Here is an 18,082-nt window from a genome sequence, read left to right on the forward strand (position 1 = left end):
GTTTTTATTTGGTTTTTGTCATAGAATGCGGCAGCGGGGGGGGCAAAATCACATACCATAAATTTTAGGTTGGCAATTTTCACAAATAATAGTTTCACAAGTTATTGTATCAATAGATATAGGATTGTGTATCATATCCCCAGTTTTACTATCAATGTAATAAAAACTCAGGTTTATGCTATAGATTTCTCCATCGTAATTTAAAATTTTTTTATAATTCTTCGGAGCAAAACTATTTAACTTGACCTCACCTAATATTGTACCTTTCTCTACAATATCATTTCTTTTAAGAACAACATCTTTCATTAAATCATAAATAATAACCTGATTATCATCATATATTATTGCAATATAATCTAATTCACTACCAACAGCAACTACTTTACCATTCACAATTGATCTTACTACAGCACTCTCATTATTAGTTATAATAGTTAAATCAACGGGAGTTATATCAGGATTATCCTTTAGAAAAGTTCCTTTATATATCTGTTGAGCCTCATTATTTTTATAACCCTTTACTACTTTTCCACCATCTATAGGACAATTACAGGATTGAGAAAATATTTGCTGAGATAAACAAAAAAAAAGTAGTATATAATAAATCTTCATTTTTCCTTTTTTTTAATTTCCTTCTTGTTTAGTTTTTTTGATTTCATTTTTAATAGCTGTTTTTATAGGACTAACAGGAGGAGTAAAGTCTTTTACTTTTGTTTTAGATAATGGTCCTTCTGTAACAATAGGATTAGCATCTTCATAATCATTTCTAGCGGTAACCCCATTATTAGATTTAGTTTCTGCTTCAACAACCTCATATTCAGATATAGAAGATTTAAATCCTTCGATAGGCGTTTCATTATATATACCAAGTGTTATACCTTCGTCAACAGCCCATAAATTAAAATGATTAAGTTCATGAACTAGAACAGATGCAGGAGATAAAACTTCTCCTGTTGTAAGTCCCTCCAACCCAAGTGTAGTATTCCAACTTAGTGTTTGATCACTATCACTAAAAACGGAGCCGTAATTTGTTTCTCTCAGGCTCACTGTCTTAGAACTATTCAACCCCGCTCACGCGCGAATCTTTCGCGTGTGTAGCTCTTTCAACACTCCCCGCTATCCCATAAAATTGAAGATTCGACGAAGTCAATCTTTTGAACCCAATCTTTTGAACCCAATCCAATACCACGTACTTTCAACATCAATGAAATCTCTGTTTTCAGATGATGTAAATCACAATTCCTGCTCATACCAGGTTATCGCGTAAAAATACTGTTTTTAAATTGTTGAACAGAAATTATTTGAACTTCAGAAATTAATCTAATTGTGGCCACGCGAAAGATTCGCGCGTGAGCGGGGTTACAAATCCGTGCTATCGGGTTACCATTCATTTATAATAAACCCTAATCCTAAAATAATTAAAGCAAACGCAAGCATCAGCATCCTAATATTACTTACTTTTTCAAATAAAGTATTACCTTCGTCTCGAAACCATGTATTTTTTTTGATAAAATACATATAAAGTATGAACAATCCTGTTACTATGCAAATAATCCCCAACATATAATTAATATATTTTAATAGCACGTTCTAATATTTGGAGTCCCAATATCTCCAGCTACAAATGACGTAAAAGTAGATGCTGTTTCTGATCTTATTGTTAACTCCTTTACAGCCTTTTCTCCACCAATTTTACTGGCTTTTAAAACTTCTTTTGAAGAGGCTAATGTTTTATAAACTAATCTACCACCTGCTCTATCTAATACTATCCCTCCCAACTCACGCACTCACGCGCGAATCTTTCGCGTGTGTAGCTCTTTCAATACTCCCGTTATCGCACAAAATCGAAGTTTTCACGAAGTTAATCTAAAATACCTTGGACAAATAAAATTACCCCTACAAGAAATAACGTAGAAACACCGCCCCAAAAACTAATTATTTCTGGACTAATATAAAAATAGTTTCTAGGAGGATCTTCTTTGAAAATCTTTCCTTTCACCTTAAAATAAATCAAAAAGACAGCTATTATTATGCAAAATATCCCCCATATAGCTTTCATTAGTATGATGTTTTAGTTGTACGCTCTATTATTGGCATAGTGATTTCAGATGTGAGCATTTCCACTGTTTGTTTCCCAAAATCCCCATTATATCCTCGAAAAATATTCCCCCGCTCATGCGCGAATCTTTCGCGTGTGTAGCTCTTTCAATACTCCCCGCTACCCCACAAAATCGAAGATTCGACGAAGTCAATCTTTCGTGTGGCCAATCTTTTGAACCCAATCCAATACCCCATACTTTCAACACTAATGAAATCTCTGCTTTCGGATGATGTAACTCGCAATTTCTGCTCATACCAAGTTATTGCGTAAAAATACTGTTTTTAAATTGTTGAACAGAAATTATTTGAACTTCAGAAATTAATCTAATTGTGGCCACGCGAAAGATTCGCGCGTGAGTGGGGTGGCCAAGATTATGGCCAATTATCCACCGCAAAAAGGAAAATAACAAGAATTCCATATACAGAAAAAACCGCTTTATAGCGGTTTTTTGTTTTTTTATCCTGCAAGGATGCGAGATCGTTTCAGGAACCAATTTTTATTTTCCGATTACTTCCACAATGGGATTTCCGATGTTTCCACTTGGGAATTGGATCCTCAGTAAAGATGCTATGGTGGGAGAAATATCCGTCATATTGTATTCCTTATTGCTTTCGCCGTTTTTAATTCCCCACCCCATGAAAATGAGCGGAATATGGGAATCGTAAGAATTCCAAACACTGTGGGTAGTTCCGGTTTTTGCGTATGGAGGCAGCATGGAATCATGAGAAATCAGTTGGATATCGCCACTTCGCTGCCAGTTGTAACCGTTAATGATTCGGGTTTTTATCGGTTCCGGGATGGGTGCGCTACCCAGCTCTTTTAAACTGACTGCAAACAAAACGGTTTGGTCCTTGTTCATTTCATCCACCACATATTTTGTCACCTCATCCAAATTAAGTTTGTGGTCTTTGATTAACTTTTGGTCAAGATAAATCTGATAATTATTAATCGACATCACCATTTTATCTAACCCGAATTGATCTTTAAGCATTTGGTTGATGTTTTTTTCAGCATTATCTCCAAAAATTCCGGTTGGCATTTTGTGTTCCTGCATAAATCCTACTGCATGTGCTCCACCGTGGTCTGCGGAAAGAAAGACGGTATATTGATTTTTGCCGACTTTCGAATCCAAATATTTGAAGAATTCTGCCAAATCCTGGTCTAACCTTAAATAAACATCTTCCACTTCAATGGAATTGGGACCAAATTTATGCCCGGCATAATCGGTGGAAGCAAGGTTGACTGCCAGAAAATCGGTAATTTGGTCTTTTCCTAAACTTTCCCCTTCTATGGAGGCTTCCGCAACTTTTAAAGTCAAGGTATTTCCAAATGGGGTATATCGAATATTGTCTTTTTTGGCTTGGTAATCTGCCGCCAGATTATTGTAGGGGAAGGTAGGCGTTTTGGCACTTCCCAAAAGTCCTTCCCACGGCGAATTGTCAGGTGAACTTTCGGTGTATTGGTTGATGGGCAGCAAAGTATTCCACCCGTTTGCCACTAATTTATCGGGAAGGTTTTGCGAGTTGAAGTTTTTCAACCATTGTGGCAAGTCGTTCATATAATAGGAACTTGTCACAAAATTTCCGGTGGAATCATCAAACCAGAAAGCACCGGTAGGATTGTGACCAGCCGGCAGAATCGACGCTCTGTCCTTTAATGAAACGCCCACCACCTTCGCCTGGAAATTGGTTGCCAACCGAAGTTCATCTGTAATGGTGGTGGACCAAAGGTTTTTCGGGGAATGACTTCCCACTTTCACGTTGGTTGTTCCCACCGGTTTCACGGATTCGTCCGTGGTACAGTAAACATTTTTTCCGGTCGCTTTATCCGTCCAGTCGTTTCCGGCAATCCCGTGGATGGCGGGAACCGACCCGGTATAAATAGAAGTATGACCAATTGCAGTTACCGTGGGAATGTAATTGATGTGGACATTGTTCAGGGAATAGCCTTGATTTAGAAGTCGCTTAAAACCATCATTCCCATATTTGTCATAATAACGGTAGAGATAGTCCCATCTCATTTGATCCACCACAATACCCACGACGAGTTTAGGCTTCTGCATGGAGGTATTGGAATTTTTCTGAGCATGAAGTCCGGAGGTTCCCAAAAGGATCACAGCCAGCATGGTAATTTTTCTGAACATAATAACGGTTTTATTGACATACAAAGATAAGTCCTTTGTTTGGGATGTAGGTTAAGCAAAACTTAAAGTTCGGCGGGAGTGGTGAGAAAACAGTTCAATCTGAGCTATTAGGCATACTATATCCATACTATATCCATGCTATATCCATGCTGTATCCTACAATGGACTATCTTTGGTTAACGCTTTAATCTTCGCTGAGATGGCAGTATTTCAAGGGCGTCTTAAAATTACCGAAAAGCTGGACCGGCTTTCGTTTTATAAAATGAAAGTCAAGATCATCGTGAGGCGGTAAGTACCATTAATTCATACTGCATGAGTTCAGCAAATCGTTTGTAAGTAACGTTTTGTTTGAAATTCCTCCCGCTCACGCTTCTGCACGTAGGAAATGTAAAAGTGTTTAAATATACTAAAGCCGCTCAGTTTAAAAAGGATCATGATGGTCATGACTTCGGCGCTGCTCATTTTTTGGGTTCTTCTTTGGAGGGTTTCCAATTAAAAAAGGTTGGGTGAATATTTCAAACTCAGTACAAAATTCATCAACCATAGAAAAAACATCGGTGATTTCATCAAAGTCAATCAAGAGAAATAGTTAATAAAAATTTGAATGTCATCAACTTAAATACTGAACCTTTTCTCTTTGTATGTATTATTTTTATTCAAAAACATTCATTGAGCTCCCATTTTATGCTAATTATTTATATTTTCCAGGGATTTCTTATGAAAAAAAATAATAAATTGCAGCTTATATTATTTTTTAATGAAAAAACTAATACTCCTGTTATCGATCATTTTGATTGGCTTATGCGGATCAGCAGCAAAAGCCAATCTGCCTTCAGAAAAAAGCATCGATTCCCTTAAATTGGCTTTATCAAAAGCTAAAGACCGTTACCAACATGTGGATATTCTCAACCTGCTGAGCCAACTGGAAAGGGGCCGCGAAAATGGTGGTAAAAAATCTGCTTTGAACTATGCGAAATCTGCTTTTTCCGCTGCCAATAAACTGAATTATGCCGAAGGAAAGGCAGACGCCTTGCTCAACATCGGCATTGCAGAAAGGGAAATGAAAAATTACGATTCCGCTCTTGCCAGTCTGGAAGCGCTCATTCACCTCAGCAATAAAACACGTAACATTACCGCGAAAGCCGAAGCTTATGACCATATTGCGCATACTTATCGTGAAAAGGAGGACAAAAAGCAAGCGCTGAAATATCATTTTTGGGCATTGACTCTTTGGGAGAAATTAAAAAACCAAAGTAAAATTGCGGCCTCGAACAATCATATCGGGAAAATTTATTTTTGGAATCTGGATGCCTATTCGCTATCTCCTCCCTACTTTAAAAAAGCGCTTTCGATCTATGAAAAGCTCAATAACAAAGAAGAAATCGCTAAAACGCTAAGCAGCCTAGTAATGAATTACAGGTTTTTGGAGAAAAATACCGAAATGCTTCAGTATGCCCAAAAAATGCTGGAAGTTTCTGAAGAAATAAAGGAAAACGCTTTAATTTCTGAAGCCTATCAAGCTATTGGCAATGTGTACTTTAATGGGGGAGATTATAAAAAAGCCAAACAATACTTCGAAAAAGCCGTGAAAATATCCGAATCGGCGAATGATTATGTCATGGTCATGCAAGGCTATTCCTGGCTTTCCAGTATTTACAAACAGCAACGGCTGTGGAACGAAGCAAAACGAAGCTATGACAAACTGTTATTTTTCGCTAAAAAAAACGATAACAAAATAATGATCACCGTAGCTTATTTTGGTATTGCGACCATCCTCAACAGGGAAAACAAATCAGACGAAGCCTTAGCGTATCTGGATTTGGCAGAAGAGAATGCCAACAAAAATTTTGTAGCCGTGATACAAGGATTAAGAGCAATTATCTACAATAAGAAAAAAGAATACGCAAAAGCAAAAGCATACGCGGAGCAGTCACTGGCATTTCATAAACAAACGGGAGAATTTACAAAACTGGTTGAAAATTATGGAACCCTATCTTCCATCAACGAAAATATGGGCAATTACAAGAATGCATTAGAATATTATAAACTGTTCCATACTTATCAGGATAGTCTAAAACTTGATGATACCTCGAAATTGGTAATGAAATACGAGTTCGACAAAAAAGAGACTGAAATGAAAGCTCGCCAGGAATCCGAAATCACAAGAAAGAACACCATTTCCAATGTGGTTTACGGCATTTTGGGCACGTTGATCCTATTGATTGCCTTAATTTTATACATCTATTGGATCCGAAATAAAAAACTGAAATTAGAAAAGCAAAACCTCGAGCTCAAAAGGCGCGAAGCAGAGCTCGCCAAAGAAACAGAAACATTCAAATCACGGTTTTTGTCCAACATTTCACACGAGTTCCGCACACCGCTTACCTTAATCAACGGACATTTGGAAATCCTCAAAAGAGACGGCAGTGAAAAAGATAAAAAACGTTTTAATGAAATGGAATTCAGCGGGCAAAGGCTGCTCCAGCTCATCAACCAATTGCTTGACCTTACCCGATTGGAAAAAGACAAATACCGGATTTATTTCAAGAAAGGAAACTTGCTGAACGAAGCACAAAATTATGTGCAGGCATTTCAGTCCCTTGCCCAGCAACGAAATATTAACCTGACCATGAAAATCACGGAATCTGCAAAAGATAAATTTTATCAAAGAGATTTTGCCTATTCGTCGGAAACTTTGGCGAGCGTTTTCAATAATTTGATTTCCAACGCTATAAAATTTACACCGAACGGAGGAAACGTGCAGTGCAAAATAGATTTCAGGAAAAACAAATTGATTTTTTCAGTTTCCGATACCGGACCAGGAATTCCCGAAAAAGATTTGCCGCATATTTTTGATCGTTTTTACCAGGTGGCTACCGAAGAAAAACCAATATATGAAGGCTCAGGAATCGGTTTGGCTATTGTGAAAGAATTGGCTTTGCTGCATAATGGTGATGCTTTTGCAGAAAACAATGAAAATGGTGGATGCACCTTTACGGTCTGGTTGTCGGAAGGCAAAACCATTTCTGATTCCGAACATCCAAGGACTTCAATTCCGCCAATAATCCCCAAAAAAGAAATTTCTGTAGAAGAAATTTCTACAGACGAAGAAAAGCCCTTGATTTTAGTAGTAGAAGACCAAAGAGAATTAAGAAAATTTGTAGTAGAAAATCTTGGGAACAGCTTCCGATTTTTGGAGGCAGAAAACGGAAGGCAGGGAACGGAACTCGCTTTGGAACATCTTCCGGATGTGGTCATCAGCGATGTGATGATGCCCGAGATGGATGGCTTTCAGCTTTGTGAATCGTTGAAAGAAAACGATATCACCAGTCATATTCCTATCATTCTGTTGACTGCGAAATCGGATCAAAATGATAAGATCGAAGGTCTGCAAACCGGTGCAGATGATTATCTTACAAAACCATTTTCGATTTCAGAACTCGCTTTGCGGGTACAAAACAGAATTAATCTGCAGAAAAAACTTCAGCGGAAATTTGTGGGAAATGCAATTCCCGTTCATGAAGATGCTCCCGAACTGAACCAAAGGGACCGAAATTTCCTAGAAAAACTGAACAAAATAGTTCTTGATCATACCGGAATGGAATTTAGCGTTACCGATTTGGCTTCGGAAATAGGACTGAGCTCAAGCCAACTGACCCGCAAACTGAAAACGATTTCAGGACAAACGCCGGCAAACTTCATCAAAAACATCCAAATGGAGCTTGCTTTGCAAATGCTGAAAAATGGAGATTCCGTCTCGGAGACGGCTTGGAATATCGGATACGGCGAACCGGCGTACTTTACCAAAGTTTTCAAAAAACATTTCGGGTTTCTGCCTTCAGAAAAGGAAAAGCTTAAAGGCCATAAAATACACTATTCAAAATAAAAAAGACCGGAGATTATTCCGGTCTTTTTGATTGGGGATTTATTGTCTGAGGGTAAGCTTCCAGCCAGCGCCGATCGCTTTTCTGTTATCGTCAATATTAAAGACCCAGATGTAGCCGTCTTCATAATAATCAATTTGGTAACCGTTCAGTTGTCCATCAATTACAAAGGCATTGAAAACCGCCTTGTTCCCATTTCTTGACTCAAGCACTTCGAACTCGGTCCATGTTTTTGCTCCTCTGCTTGCAAATTTCACATTTTCTGCCGTTCCGTTTCTCACGGTAAACATCACCGAGAATTCTTTTCCGTCATAGACTTCGTAATCCTGTGCTTTAAGCGTGGAAGAAAAGGCAGCAACCAAAATCAGGCAAAAAGTGATTGCCAATTTTTGAAATACATTTTTCATTTTAAAAAATTTTTAAAGTTTTTTGTTTTTGTTTATCATCAATTATTGGTGATGAAACAAATTTATGTCGCCCACCACCAACTCGGTTAGTAGAAATAAGGCATTTTTCAGGTAAAAATCACGCAACTATAGACCTGATTTTCAGAAAAAACGCAGACCGTTGATTACAAGATGCCGCCTGTTTTTTATCTGTAATTTGCGTGTATTTTACTAACTGTATTCCAGCATTGCCGTGTAATTTTGTCTCGAATTTAAACCGAAAAATAAAGCCGGTTTTTTTAAAATAAGCACGATGAAAAAATTAGCTTATACCATTTGTCTGATGATGGCGAGCTTTATCACCGCTAATGCCCAATCCAAATCATCCATAACCATCGGAGGAAAAGTATTTTCTTATGATAAAAAGAGCGGTTATGGCTGTCTATTTGTAGATTCGGAAATGGTAAAACAAGGCATTACGATAGGTTTCGGGAAGAAAACTGCCGGCACTAAATGCATCAGCAAAAAATACGGAAACGGTGTTGCCATTAATTTTTCAGGACTAAATCCCAACAGCGATTATTCTTATGCCCCACAGCAGAACGTTTTGATTTCCGTCACCGGCAAATGGATTAAGAAAGGGGAAACCTATGAGTTTTACGCTACCGAATGGGAACCTTTCTTTTAATTAAAATCTAAAATCAATTCTTTGGAATATGAGAAATCTAATCAACAAAATCACCATAATAGGCTTTTCAATTTTTTCCCTTATCACTTTCGCCTGCAGTTCTTCTGATGAAGTACCGTACACCTTGGCGAAAAATTATTTTGTGAAAAATAATTATCCCGACCGAAATCTCCACATGCTCAAAATCACAAATGATGAGAAATTCAATAGCGTTTTCGGAACGGCTCCAGTGATGGGGGAAAAAGGAAAGCCCACGGAAATCGATTTTTCCAAAAATTTCGTCATCGCACTGATTGACGATACCAGTACTATTTCTGCCGGAGTTTCCGTGAAATCCCTTGTGATGGAAAATGGCACTTTGAGGCTGACTTATGACCTCGAAAGAAAGAATAATCCGGACACCGCCTATTTCAGGCATTTTACAATCTTAATTGTAGATAAAAAATATGAGTCCCCCGTTTATGCAAATATAGCTCCACAAAACGGTTATCCGCTAACCGGAGGAGATTTGGACGATTCCGGTTGTAAACCTTCTACAGGATATTCTTGGAGCATTTTAGAAAACGACTGCATCCAACCTTGGGATACGAAATATGTTTTTGAGGGTGAAATAAATAATGCCCCACTTATTTTCAGCAAAGACCATAACCAAGCAGAAATTATGAGAAACGCCAAGTTTCCTGACAATCTGATCCTGACAAAAAAGCTAAAAAGCAAATTAAACACTTGGGCAAAAGGAGACTTAATGCTGATACAAATCAAAAAAGATTCCTTCGTTCTAAAGGAAAAAAATAGAGCAATCGGCATTGGAAAACCGAGGAAATAGTCAACAATCCATTTTTATAATGTTTGTGATAGAAAAAAGGGTCACCGTCTTATCCGAAGAACGAAAACGGTAGGAAAAATCAAAAAATCGTCATTATGAAAAAAGCAGTTTTATTTTTAAGTTTCATGGTATTCGGTGCATTTTCTGCCGTGGCACAGACTCCTGCTGTGTCAAAAATTGTGTCCTGGAATCCAGGCGGAACCATTATGAGGTCAATGAATGGAATTTTCACGCTGAGATTTCAGAATGACGGCAACCTGGTTTTATACAAAAACGGCAACAATCCGATCTGGGCATCGCAAACCCATGGAAAAACCTCCAAAAAATTCCGTTTCCAGGATGATGGAAATCTGGTGATCTACAATGCTGCCGACAGCGCAATCTGGTCAAGCAACACCCATGGCAAGAATGGTTCCTATATGGTATTGCAGGATGATGGCAATCTGGTGATTTATACGATCAATAATCAGTCGATTTGGGCAACCAATACAGGTGGCCTGTAAATTTCAAATGTTTTTGCCGGAGCAAAAAAATTTCAGACAAGTTCACACTCCGGCAATGCATTGATAGGAAGAAAAATTAACCCTGAATTATTAAAACAATGACCACAATCATCATTTTTGGAGCACCTATCCTGCTTCTTACCATCTATTATTTCAATCACCTGATCAGGCGAAAAAATGAGGTGGACAATGCAAGCGGAAGCATCAATGTAATGCTGAAAAACCGATACGACCTCATTCCAAATCTTGTGGATACCGTAAAAAATTACATGACCTACGAATCCCAAATATTGGATAAATTGACTATGATGCGGACACAAGCTCTTTCTTCTGACACTTCTGATGTGGAGAAAATGAAGCTGAACAATGACATTGGCGGTGCCCTGAAACAAATTATGGTTTCTGTAGAAAATTATCCGGACCTGAAAGCCAGCAACAATTTTCTGCAACTGCAGGAAAGTTGGGCAGATATCGAAGACCGAATTTCGGCTTCCAGAAGGTTTTTCAATAATGCGGTTACCGATTACAATAATGCCGTGGCAAGCTTTCCGGGAAATATTTTTGCTGGAATGATGGGCTACAAAACCAAATCCACTTTTGAAACGTTGACAGAAGAATCTCAAAACCTAAAAGCAAAAGACCTGTTCGTTGGTTAGAATAATATTTCTTGGAACCATAAACATAAACCCTGTTGCAGAATGAAATTCTTCTTATTATCAATGGTCTTTTTCTTCATCTGTTCTTGCCGAAAAAACCCTAATGCCCCACAAAATACAGAAACGTCAATATACGAGTCCATCTTGGATTCTTCGGGCAACTTTATCATTAAAGCAAAATATCCTGTTTCTGCACAAGATACCGCAAACGGGATCAAAAAATTAGTGGACCTCATCATTTCCCAAGAAAAAGAAAACCGGGAAAAGATCGATTTGCCCAAAATTGAAAATCTGCGGGTATCCATTGATTACGAAGAATTTGATGACCCCAAAAACGGAATAAAAAGCTATCTGATAAAAAAGCACTTGAAAGCAGGAACAGAACCGGAAACCGCCAAGGTTTGGACAATTGTTTTCCAAAACCAAAAAGAAATAGATATAGAAACATTTTTGGATTTATCAGGCGACATGGACCTTCAAGTCACAAAACTGCTGTCACAGCATGCGATGAGGCAAAACAAAAAAATGGACAAAAATCTGCTTGATCAAGGATTGGGACTCTATTATTTGGCTGCCGACGGCAAAACCCTTGACCCTAAAAAATTCCATGGTGACGGATATCTGTTCGCTTCCAATCTTCAGAATTTTGTGGTTGAAGATTCCGGATTCACTTTTTACTTCGACAGTGGAGCTATCGCGCCCAATTCAGAAGGTGTACAGAAAATTCATCTGACCCGGGAACAATTAAAGCCTTTTTTAAGGCCGTAACAAATTAAGATTTATGGTATTTTCAGAAACAATTCAACAAGAAATTCAACAAAATTTTCGAGAAGACCGGGATTCCGATTTATCGGATCTCGAAAGACTGCGAAAAGAGACCGCCCTGAAAGCAGGAGCTGCGTTGGCGTTTTGGGGCTTATTGATTTTATTTGTTTTGATATTTCTGACCTGGAAAACAGCCGAAATCACCTTTCAGGAATTCCGAATCCACGAAAACGATAGCGACATTATTTTGGCAGGCGTCGGATTTTTGCTGTTCCTTTATTTGATGGCATTTATTATTTTTTTCAACATCAAGAAAAAAAATATTTTCCACCGATATCTTTATACGGGAAAATATGCCGCACAATACCGGAAAGAAATCAAGAAAAAAATCATTCCCTACTTAAAAGGAAGCATGACCTTCCATCCGGAACAAGGTATTTCCAGAGCCGATTTTACGGAAAGCGGTTTCCCGATGTTCAACCGTCCGAAAAGGTATTATTCTTCAGGAGCAACAACCGGAGAAATCGGAAAAACGACTTTTACTTTTGCCGAAGTCTTAGCGGAAGATTTGCAGGAAAGTTATCATCATTTTTTTGGCAGTGCGCAATATACCGATCTATTTCGGGGTGTATTCTTTGTTGCCGATTTTAACAAAAACACCGATTGGAACACATTGGTTTATCCCGATGGCTACAAATATATTTCGCCGCTGATTTTTATAGAAACACAGGAAAAGTATAAACGGATCAAGCTGGAAGACGTTGAATTTGAAAGATATTTTGAGGTTTACGGCACCGACCAGGTGGAATCCCGATATGTTCTTTCTCAGGCTTTGATGGCAAGAATGGTAGATTTCAAAAAGAAATCAAAAAAGAATATTCAGTTTTCCTTTAAAGACTCCAAAGTGTATTTCGGCATCCATTATCCTAAAGGGAAAGACCTCTTCACACCGCCTCTATTTCGGTCTGTGCATAACTTTAAAGCTATGGAAAATTACATTTCAGACATCCAAATGATGCTGGACATTATTGAAGAACTCAATTTGAATTCCCGATTGACTTTCAAATCATAAACCCATGAAAACTACAAAATACCTCGCACTAAAAACAGGAGCTGTATTCAGCGTGCTCTCCTTAATATTCACGTTCACCATCGTGGTTCCTATGTTTTCAATCATGCATGCGCTCTTTTTGGAACAGGCATTTCAGTTGATTTTCCCGGAAATGAATTATGCCAACGGTGGCAAGATCACTTTGTTATTTTTCAGTGTTTTATTTGTAATCACTTTGGTTTTGCTGACGAAAAGAATAAAAACTTTGGTTTGGAAACACCAGAATATCCGACTCGGGGAAAGCATTTTAGTTATGTTGATTTTTTACGCTATCGTTCATCCTATTGGATATTATCTTTTGCTCTGGCTCCAAGGTTTTCCGGTGGATGCCCTGAATTCCATTATGAGCGTTATCAGTTTTTTGTTCTCAAGCTTTGCCTTCGTCATTCTTGGATTTGTGATAGATTGGTACTGGAAAAAATTAAATAACCGTGAAAATAATGCAGTGTTTTAGATCAATTATAGACTCAAATCATTATTAATAACATAAATTTTTTACAATGAAAAAATCATTTTTTACTATTTGTCTTTTATTGTCCGGTGTGATGATGGTATTGGCCCAGACAGGAACCATTTTGGGTTCTCAGATTAGAATTGCCGAAAAAAAAGCCGGGAAATATGTCGGCTGGACCACCGATTGGATTGAACTTTCAGGAAACGATCGTCCAATCCTGGAAATTACTGCAGATACCTTAGTTGATGCCGGTACCAAGTATTTCGTTTATTACATCAAATTTACCTATGAAGGGGAAACCACGGAGGGAACTTATGTTTATGATTCCGTGAAATCAGAGGCCGTGCGAAAAGAATGGAACAAAAAAGTGGTAAACTGCTATGTGGACGAAGAAGGCGACTATATCTATGTAGAAGACATCTCGCTGCAGCAATTGGCAAAAGATTCGAATACTTGGGCGAAATATCCAAATTCAACCATTCAGTTTATCAATAAGGACATGAATATTGCGTTTAAATAAAATAAACAATTCATTTTCAGCAATATGCAATTAAAGAAAAGGTCGGAAAAATAAATTTTTCCGACCTTTATTTTGCATTAATGGGTTTCTTCAAAAAAGAAAAAATCAGAATTTCAAGTCGCCATTCAATTCTCTTACAGCATTTGCTGCCTGTGCGAATTTTTCTTTTTCAACATGAATTTTTTGAATTACTTCTGAATTAATTTATTATTTTCGTGAAAACACTGCATTTAGTATCTGAAATTGCAAAAATACCATGTTCATTTATTCTTAAATCAATCTATTATGAAATTAAAAATCACACTTTTTATTGCCGCATTCTTCTTCAGTTCTATTTCATTTGCGCAGAAGAAATTTGAGGGGACTTTTTCAAATGGTTACAAAGGTTCCAAACTAAGTTTCATTTTATCTGCTGATGGCAAAGAAATAAAGGATTTTACTTTTCAAGGTTACTGGAGATGTGGTGGCTCTACAGAAATGATCACACTTGGTCCAGAAAAAAAATTTCCGGTAACCAATAATAAGATCAATGGAATCATTGTAGAACCAGAAAATGGCGGAGCATCAGCCATTCGTTTTCAACTGGAAGGTTTAATAAATGGGAAAAAAGCGTCCGGTATTTATAGAATGAGTATTACGGGATTGAGCTGCGATACTTATGAATTAAAATGGACGGCTGCAGCCAAATGATTTTTTTGTGAATTGCTTTCAGAATTTATTACCTTCGTGACGAAGCACAACCTCAATTCAAAAACCTCCTGATCCAGGAGGTTTTGATGAGGTTTTTAGCATTCAAAAATCAGAATAATTCAAGCTGCTGATACGTCGGTGGCGGCTCTTCTTTGCTTCTGGCATAAAACAGTTCGATGTCACCAAACTGTTTATCGGTAATATTCATAATGGCGACCTTACCATATTTTGGCAACCAACTTTTCACTCTTTTGATGTGTACCTGGGCATTTTCGCGACTGGGACAATGCCGTATATAAATTGAAAACTGAAACAAGGCAAACCCGTCATCCTCCAATCTTTTCCTGAAAAGATTGGCGGCCCGCTGCATGGCTTTGGTTTCAGTCGGCAAATCGTATAACACCATGACCCACATAATTCGGTAAGCGTTAAATCGTTCGGCGTTCATTTTTTATGGTGAAAGATACCATGTAAAAAGTACAATGGCCTTCAAATAATTCAAATTAAAACAGGAAAAGAGATGATCCGTTTTTCTCCCGTATAGCACTTGTATAAGGAAGAAACGGTTGTTTTTACTGCCACCATCAGTGGACGGTTCAGCCGGTCAATATTGGTGTCTTTTGTTGCAATACTGATCAAATACGCTTTGAGTTCTTTGGTCAGCTCTTCGGCATCGGGATGTGTTTTCAGCCAGTTCATCACCATTAAATCCACATAAGGGCGATACGGCTCCATTAAATCATCAGCAAGACAGTACGGATTGTATTTATTTTTATGAAATATCCCCAACACAGGAAGTAATCCGGTTTCTACAATCGCCCTAGCAACAATGCTTCGCAAAACAATATATCCAAAATTGAATAGATGGTTCGGACTGTCACCATATCTGCCACGCAGGAAATCCGGATGGATGAGATATTTCCAATAATGTTGGGCGGCAATCCCTTCCATATTGGTGATATCACCCGATTTCACATTTTTTAGATACTCGTGCATGGGTTCGAAATAATTGCCTAACTTTTCCAGAACAGCGATTTGGTTGGATATTTTACATTCTACGGTTTGCTTCCACAACTGTTTTTTCAGCGGTTCGCTTGCTTCTAACTGATTTTTCACTCTTTCCGAATGTTCAGTATGACCAAAAATCGGAAGCATCTGACCTTTCGGCATGTGCTGTTCATCACAACTGATGACGACTACATTATGGTCCATCATTTTCTGAATCAGCTGGTGTGAAAGTGTAATCTGAAAATGATCCAGCATCAGCAAACCCAAATCCTCCACCGCCACTTTGCCTTTCGGCTCCTTAGTTTCAGGACACAAGATGTACATCTGATGGTCTTTGAGCTTCAGATAAGCAGGATTGCCGATGTAGATGGAGCGGTAGAGCATCTTTTAGAATTTCCAAAAAATTTTACCATCAAGTGAAATTTCAAAATCTTCTCCTTCAAACAGAAAATTCCATTTTTCTTTTGACATCTTTAAAAGTGGTGTTTCCCCTTCTTTTTCTATAAACGATGACTGTTTTTTAAATCCATCAAGACTTCTTTTTAGTTTTTGTACTTCGTCAGAGCCCATAAACGGTATTAATCTATTAAATCTATTGTCTTTCAACCCAACGAATCTAAATTTATCATCCTCATATTTTTTCTTACGTTGTAGTGGATCAGTAATATCATAGTCCAAAACTATTTCAGGAAGATTAAATTTTTTATCAAATTCTGAAATTATTTCGTCTTTTTTCAATTTGACCTTTCTATCAATATCATCATCTTTTATTGCTTCCAAGTGATATTTTAACCATATACTACCATCTGAAAATTGAGTAATAACATAAAGTCTTTTTTGCTGAAAGTCTATTTCATTTTTCCTTTCATATTCATTATCGTTATTAAGAACTAAAAGCTTTTGACCAACTTTGAGAAGTGTAAAACTCCAATCTATAAATTCCGGATAATTATTTTCAATAAAATCCTCAGTTTTGAAATTTTTGAATTTTCTATAGTGCTTTGAGGTTTCAAATGATGGAACGGGAAACATTACTTTTTGTAATTCATTATTAATAGTTTTTTGTAATAACAAAGCGTAAGGAATCTCATCTGAAGCTGCGTAATATTTATTCTTGTAGTCGTATTGAGAAATATAATTAACTCGTTTTTTAACCTCTCGTCCAGCTTTTGTTTTAATTCTTACGTGACGAATAATATTTCCTTGATGGTCTTTTATCTCATTATTGTCCTTTTGTTCTATAACTAATTTTTTAATTACAGGGTCAATAATATCATCAATTTTACTAAGCACATCTTTTATTGGCTTTCTAACTGCAAATAGAAATTTTTCATCTCCTTTTTTATATTCCCATTCGTTTTGATTATTTCTTTTCGGTTGTCCGTTATTGTATCTTTCTACATCTCTTATTTTCGCCAAGAAAGTATCTTTATACAAAGAACTTCTTATTGTATCACCTTTTGCATTCTTAATAATTTTAGCGCCATTTTCATCATATAAAAATTTATAATCGGCAAATCGAAAAGTAAGCTTTTTCAAAACAAAATGTAAAGAAAAAACACAAATTCAAATTGCAGCTACAAATATAAGCCTTTCGAGTGAAAGGCTTTTTAAATAACATTTAATTCACATTTAAAGCGAATTTAACCGACTCACCATTCAATAGCTTCAATGTGCTTTCCCGGTTGTTTTCATACACATGAACGTTGCCCAGGAATAGCGAAATACTTTTTAGTGGCAAATCAATCTGCCGGCTGATCAGATATAAGTGATAAATGTCGGCAGGCAGTCCCAAATTAGCGTCAGAGCTCCGTTGGTATGCAGAAACAACCAATTTACCTTGATCGATCTGGAACTGAATCAAAGACAAGCACGGCTGTTGATTACTATCAGTGTCATTCTTACCCAGAAACAACACGTAATTCTTACTGTTTCGCTTTTCTATATTGATTTTCTTAATCAGATCTGGAAGTTGTTCAAAGTAAGTTGGATAACTATTCACCAGAATAGGTCCGCAATAATCCCACCAGGTAATCCCAGCTTCACGATAACGCTCAGTAAGTCGTTCACCGGACTGGAACAACTCCAATTCTGTTTTAAGCTTATTTCGGGCAATTCCGTGTCCTTCAAATATTTCCAGTAAGTCTGCTGGTTTTAGAGATAAATGTTCATTAAGTAGGTAAGTGATATTTCCCTTCTTGTTTTCCTGCACCTTACCTTTTGTAAGGATTTTTTCTAATGTTTTGTGATACTTATTCATGATTTTTAATATTAGTTCTATATTTGCAAAACCACACCAAACGAAAAAATCCAACAGCTTCCAGAAGACTTTTAAGTCCTCCAGTAG

General features: G+C 37.3%; 20 protein-coding genes. 10 read left to right on the top strand and 10 right to left on the bottom strand.

From position 1 onward, the window contains the following. Positions 1–48 precede the first annotated feature (48 nt). From ACM44_RS12140 to pafA, 5 genes are all read right to left on the bottom strand, one after another. The gene (locus ACM44_RS12140; protein WP_048500320.1) at positions 49–612 is read right to left on the bottom strand and encodes a M23 family metallopeptidase; all 564 of its coding nucleotides are present in this window, start codon (positions 610–612) and stop codon (positions 49–51) included. Between the two features lie 12 nt (positions 613–624). After that, positions 625–1,047, bottom strand: a complete 423-nt coding sequence (locus tag ACM44_RS12145; RefSeq protein ID WP_048500321.1) for a hypothetical protein — start codon at positions 1,045–1,047, stop codon at positions 625–627. Between the two features lie 814 nt (positions 1,048–1,861). Continuing rightward, positions 1,862–2,059, bottom strand: coding sequence for a hypothetical protein (locus tag ACM44_RS15205; RefSeq protein ID WP_152669353.1), 198 nt, complete (start codon positions 2,057–2,059; stop codon positions 1,862–1,864). A gap of 28 nt (positions 2,060–2,087) precedes the next feature. Continuing rightward, the gene (locus ACM44_RS12150) at positions 2,088–2,354 is read right to left on the bottom strand and encodes a hypothetical protein (protein WP_048500322.1); all 267 of its coding nucleotides are present in this window, start codon (positions 2,352–2,354) and stop codon (positions 2,088–2,090) included. 243 nt (positions 2,355–2,597) lie between these two features. Continuing rightward, on the bottom strand, positions 2,598–4,244 hold the full coding sequence (pafA, locus tag ACM44_RS12155) for an alkaline phosphatase PafA (RefSeq protein WP_048500323.1): 1,647 nt from the start codon (positions 4,242–4,244) through the stop codon (positions 2,598–2,600). Between the two features lie 757 nt (positions 4,245–5,001). Here pafA and ACM44_RS12160 point away from each other — a divergent pair. Then, complete coding sequence (locus tag ACM44_RS12160) at positions 5,002–8,130, top strand: ATP-binding protein (protein ID WP_048500324.1); 3,129 nt, start codon at positions 5,002–5,004, stop codon at positions 8,128–8,130. A 39-nt stretch (positions 8,131–8,169) separates the two neighbouring features. On the opposite strand, the gene ACM44_RS12165 is transcribed toward ACM44_RS12160, so the two are convergent. Further along, the gene (locus ACM44_RS12165) at positions 8,170–8,535 is read right to left on the bottom strand and encodes a hypothetical protein (RefSeq protein WP_048500325.1); all 366 of its coding nucleotides are present in this window, start codon (positions 8,533–8,535) and stop codon (positions 8,170–8,172) included. 292 nt (positions 8,536–8,827) lie between these two features. Here ACM44_RS12165 and ACM44_RS12170 point away from each other — a divergent pair, with 292 nt between their 5' ends. The 9 genes from ACM44_RS12170 (at position 8,828) to ACM44_RS12210 (ending at position 14,727) form a co-directional block, all read left to right on the top strand. Further along, positions 8,828–9,202: a hypothetical protein gene (locus tag ACM44_RS12170; protein ID WP_048500326.1), complete on the top strand. Its 375-nt coding sequence runs from the start codon at positions 8,828–8,830 to the stop codon at positions 9,200–9,202. A gap of 28 nt (positions 9,203–9,230) precedes the next feature. Continuing rightward, positions 9,231–10,028, top strand: coding sequence for a hypothetical protein (locus ACM44_RS12175; protein ID WP_048500327.1), 798 nt, complete (start codon positions 9,231–9,233; stop codon positions 10,026–10,028). A gap of 95 nt (positions 10,029–10,123) precedes the next feature. Beyond that, positions 10,124–10,531 carry a bulb-type lectin domain-containing protein gene (locus tag ACM44_RS12180; protein WP_083993728.1) on the top strand — a complete coding sequence of 136 codons (408 nt, stop codon included), beginning with the start codon at positions 10,124–10,126 and terminating at the stop codon, positions 10,529–10,531. 98 nt (positions 10,532–10,629) lie between these two features. After that, the gene (locus tag ACM44_RS12185; RefSeq protein WP_048500329.1) at positions 10,630–11,187 is read left to right on the top strand and encodes a LemA family protein; all 558 of its coding nucleotides are present in this window, start codon (positions 10,630–10,632) and stop codon (positions 11,185–11,187) included. A gap of 42 nt (positions 11,188–11,229) precedes the next feature. Then, positions 11,230–11,955, top strand: a complete 726-nt coding sequence (locus ACM44_RS12190; protein ID WP_048500330.1) for an RsiV family protein — start codon at positions 11,230–11,232, stop codon at positions 11,953–11,955. Between the two features lie 13 nt (positions 11,956–11,968). Further along, positions 11,969–13,024, top strand: coding sequence for a DUF3137 domain-containing protein (locus ACM44_RS12195; protein ID WP_048500331.1), 1,056 nt, complete (start codon positions 11,969–11,971; stop codon positions 13,022–13,024). Between the two features lie 4 nt (positions 13,025–13,028). Then, positions 13,029–13,517 (top strand): hypothetical protein, encoded by a 489-nt coding sequence (locus ACM44_RS12200; protein ID WP_048500332.1) that lies wholly within the window; start codon positions 13,029–13,031, stop codon positions 13,515–13,517. Between the two features lie 46 nt (positions 13,518–13,563). After that, positions 13,564–14,037, top strand: a complete 474-nt coding sequence (locus tag ACM44_RS12205) for a hypothetical protein (protein ID WP_048500333.1) — start codon at positions 13,564–13,566, stop codon at positions 14,035–14,037. A 243-nt stretch (positions 14,038–14,280) separates the two neighbouring features. Then, on the top strand, positions 14,281–14,727 hold the full coding sequence (locus ACM44_RS12210) for a hypothetical protein (protein ID WP_152669354.1): 447 nt from the start codon (positions 14,281–14,283) through the stop codon (positions 14,725–14,727). Positions 14,728–14,836: 109 nt separating this feature from the next. Here ACM44_RS12210 and cas2 read toward each other — a convergent pair whose 3' ends face one another. From cas2 to ACM44_RS12230, 4 genes are all read right to left on the bottom strand, one after another. Beyond that, positions 14,837–15,175 carry a CRISPR-associated endonuclease Cas2 gene (gene cas2 / locus ACM44_RS12215; RefSeq protein WP_048500335.1) on the bottom strand — a complete coding sequence of 113 codons (339 nt, stop codon included), beginning with the start codon at positions 15,173–15,175 and terminating at the stop codon, positions 14,837–14,839. A gap of 50 nt (positions 15,176–15,225) precedes the next feature. Then, entirely contained in the window at positions 15,226–16,119 is an 894-nt protein-coding gene (gene cas1 / locus ACM44_RS12220) for a type II CRISPR-associated endonuclease Cas1 (protein WP_048500336.1), read from the bottom strand. A gap of 3 nt (positions 16,120–16,122) precedes the next feature. Then, on the bottom strand, positions 16,123–17,274 hold the full coding sequence (locus ACM44_RS12225) for a hypothetical protein (RefSeq protein WP_048500337.1): 1,152 nt from the start codon (positions 17,272–17,274) through the stop codon (positions 16,123–16,125). An 82-nt stretch (positions 17,275–17,356) separates the two neighbouring features. Beyond that, on the bottom strand, positions 17,357–18,082 hold a 726-nt coding region (locus ACM44_RS12230), incomplete at its 5' end, for a thymidylate synthase (RefSeq protein WP_262486483.1).

Source organism: Chryseobacterium koreense CCUG 49689, from assembly GCF_001045435.1.
Classification (GTDB): domain Bacteria; phylum Bacteroidota; class Bacteroidia; order Flavobacteriales; family Weeksellaceae; genus Kaistella; species Kaistella koreensis.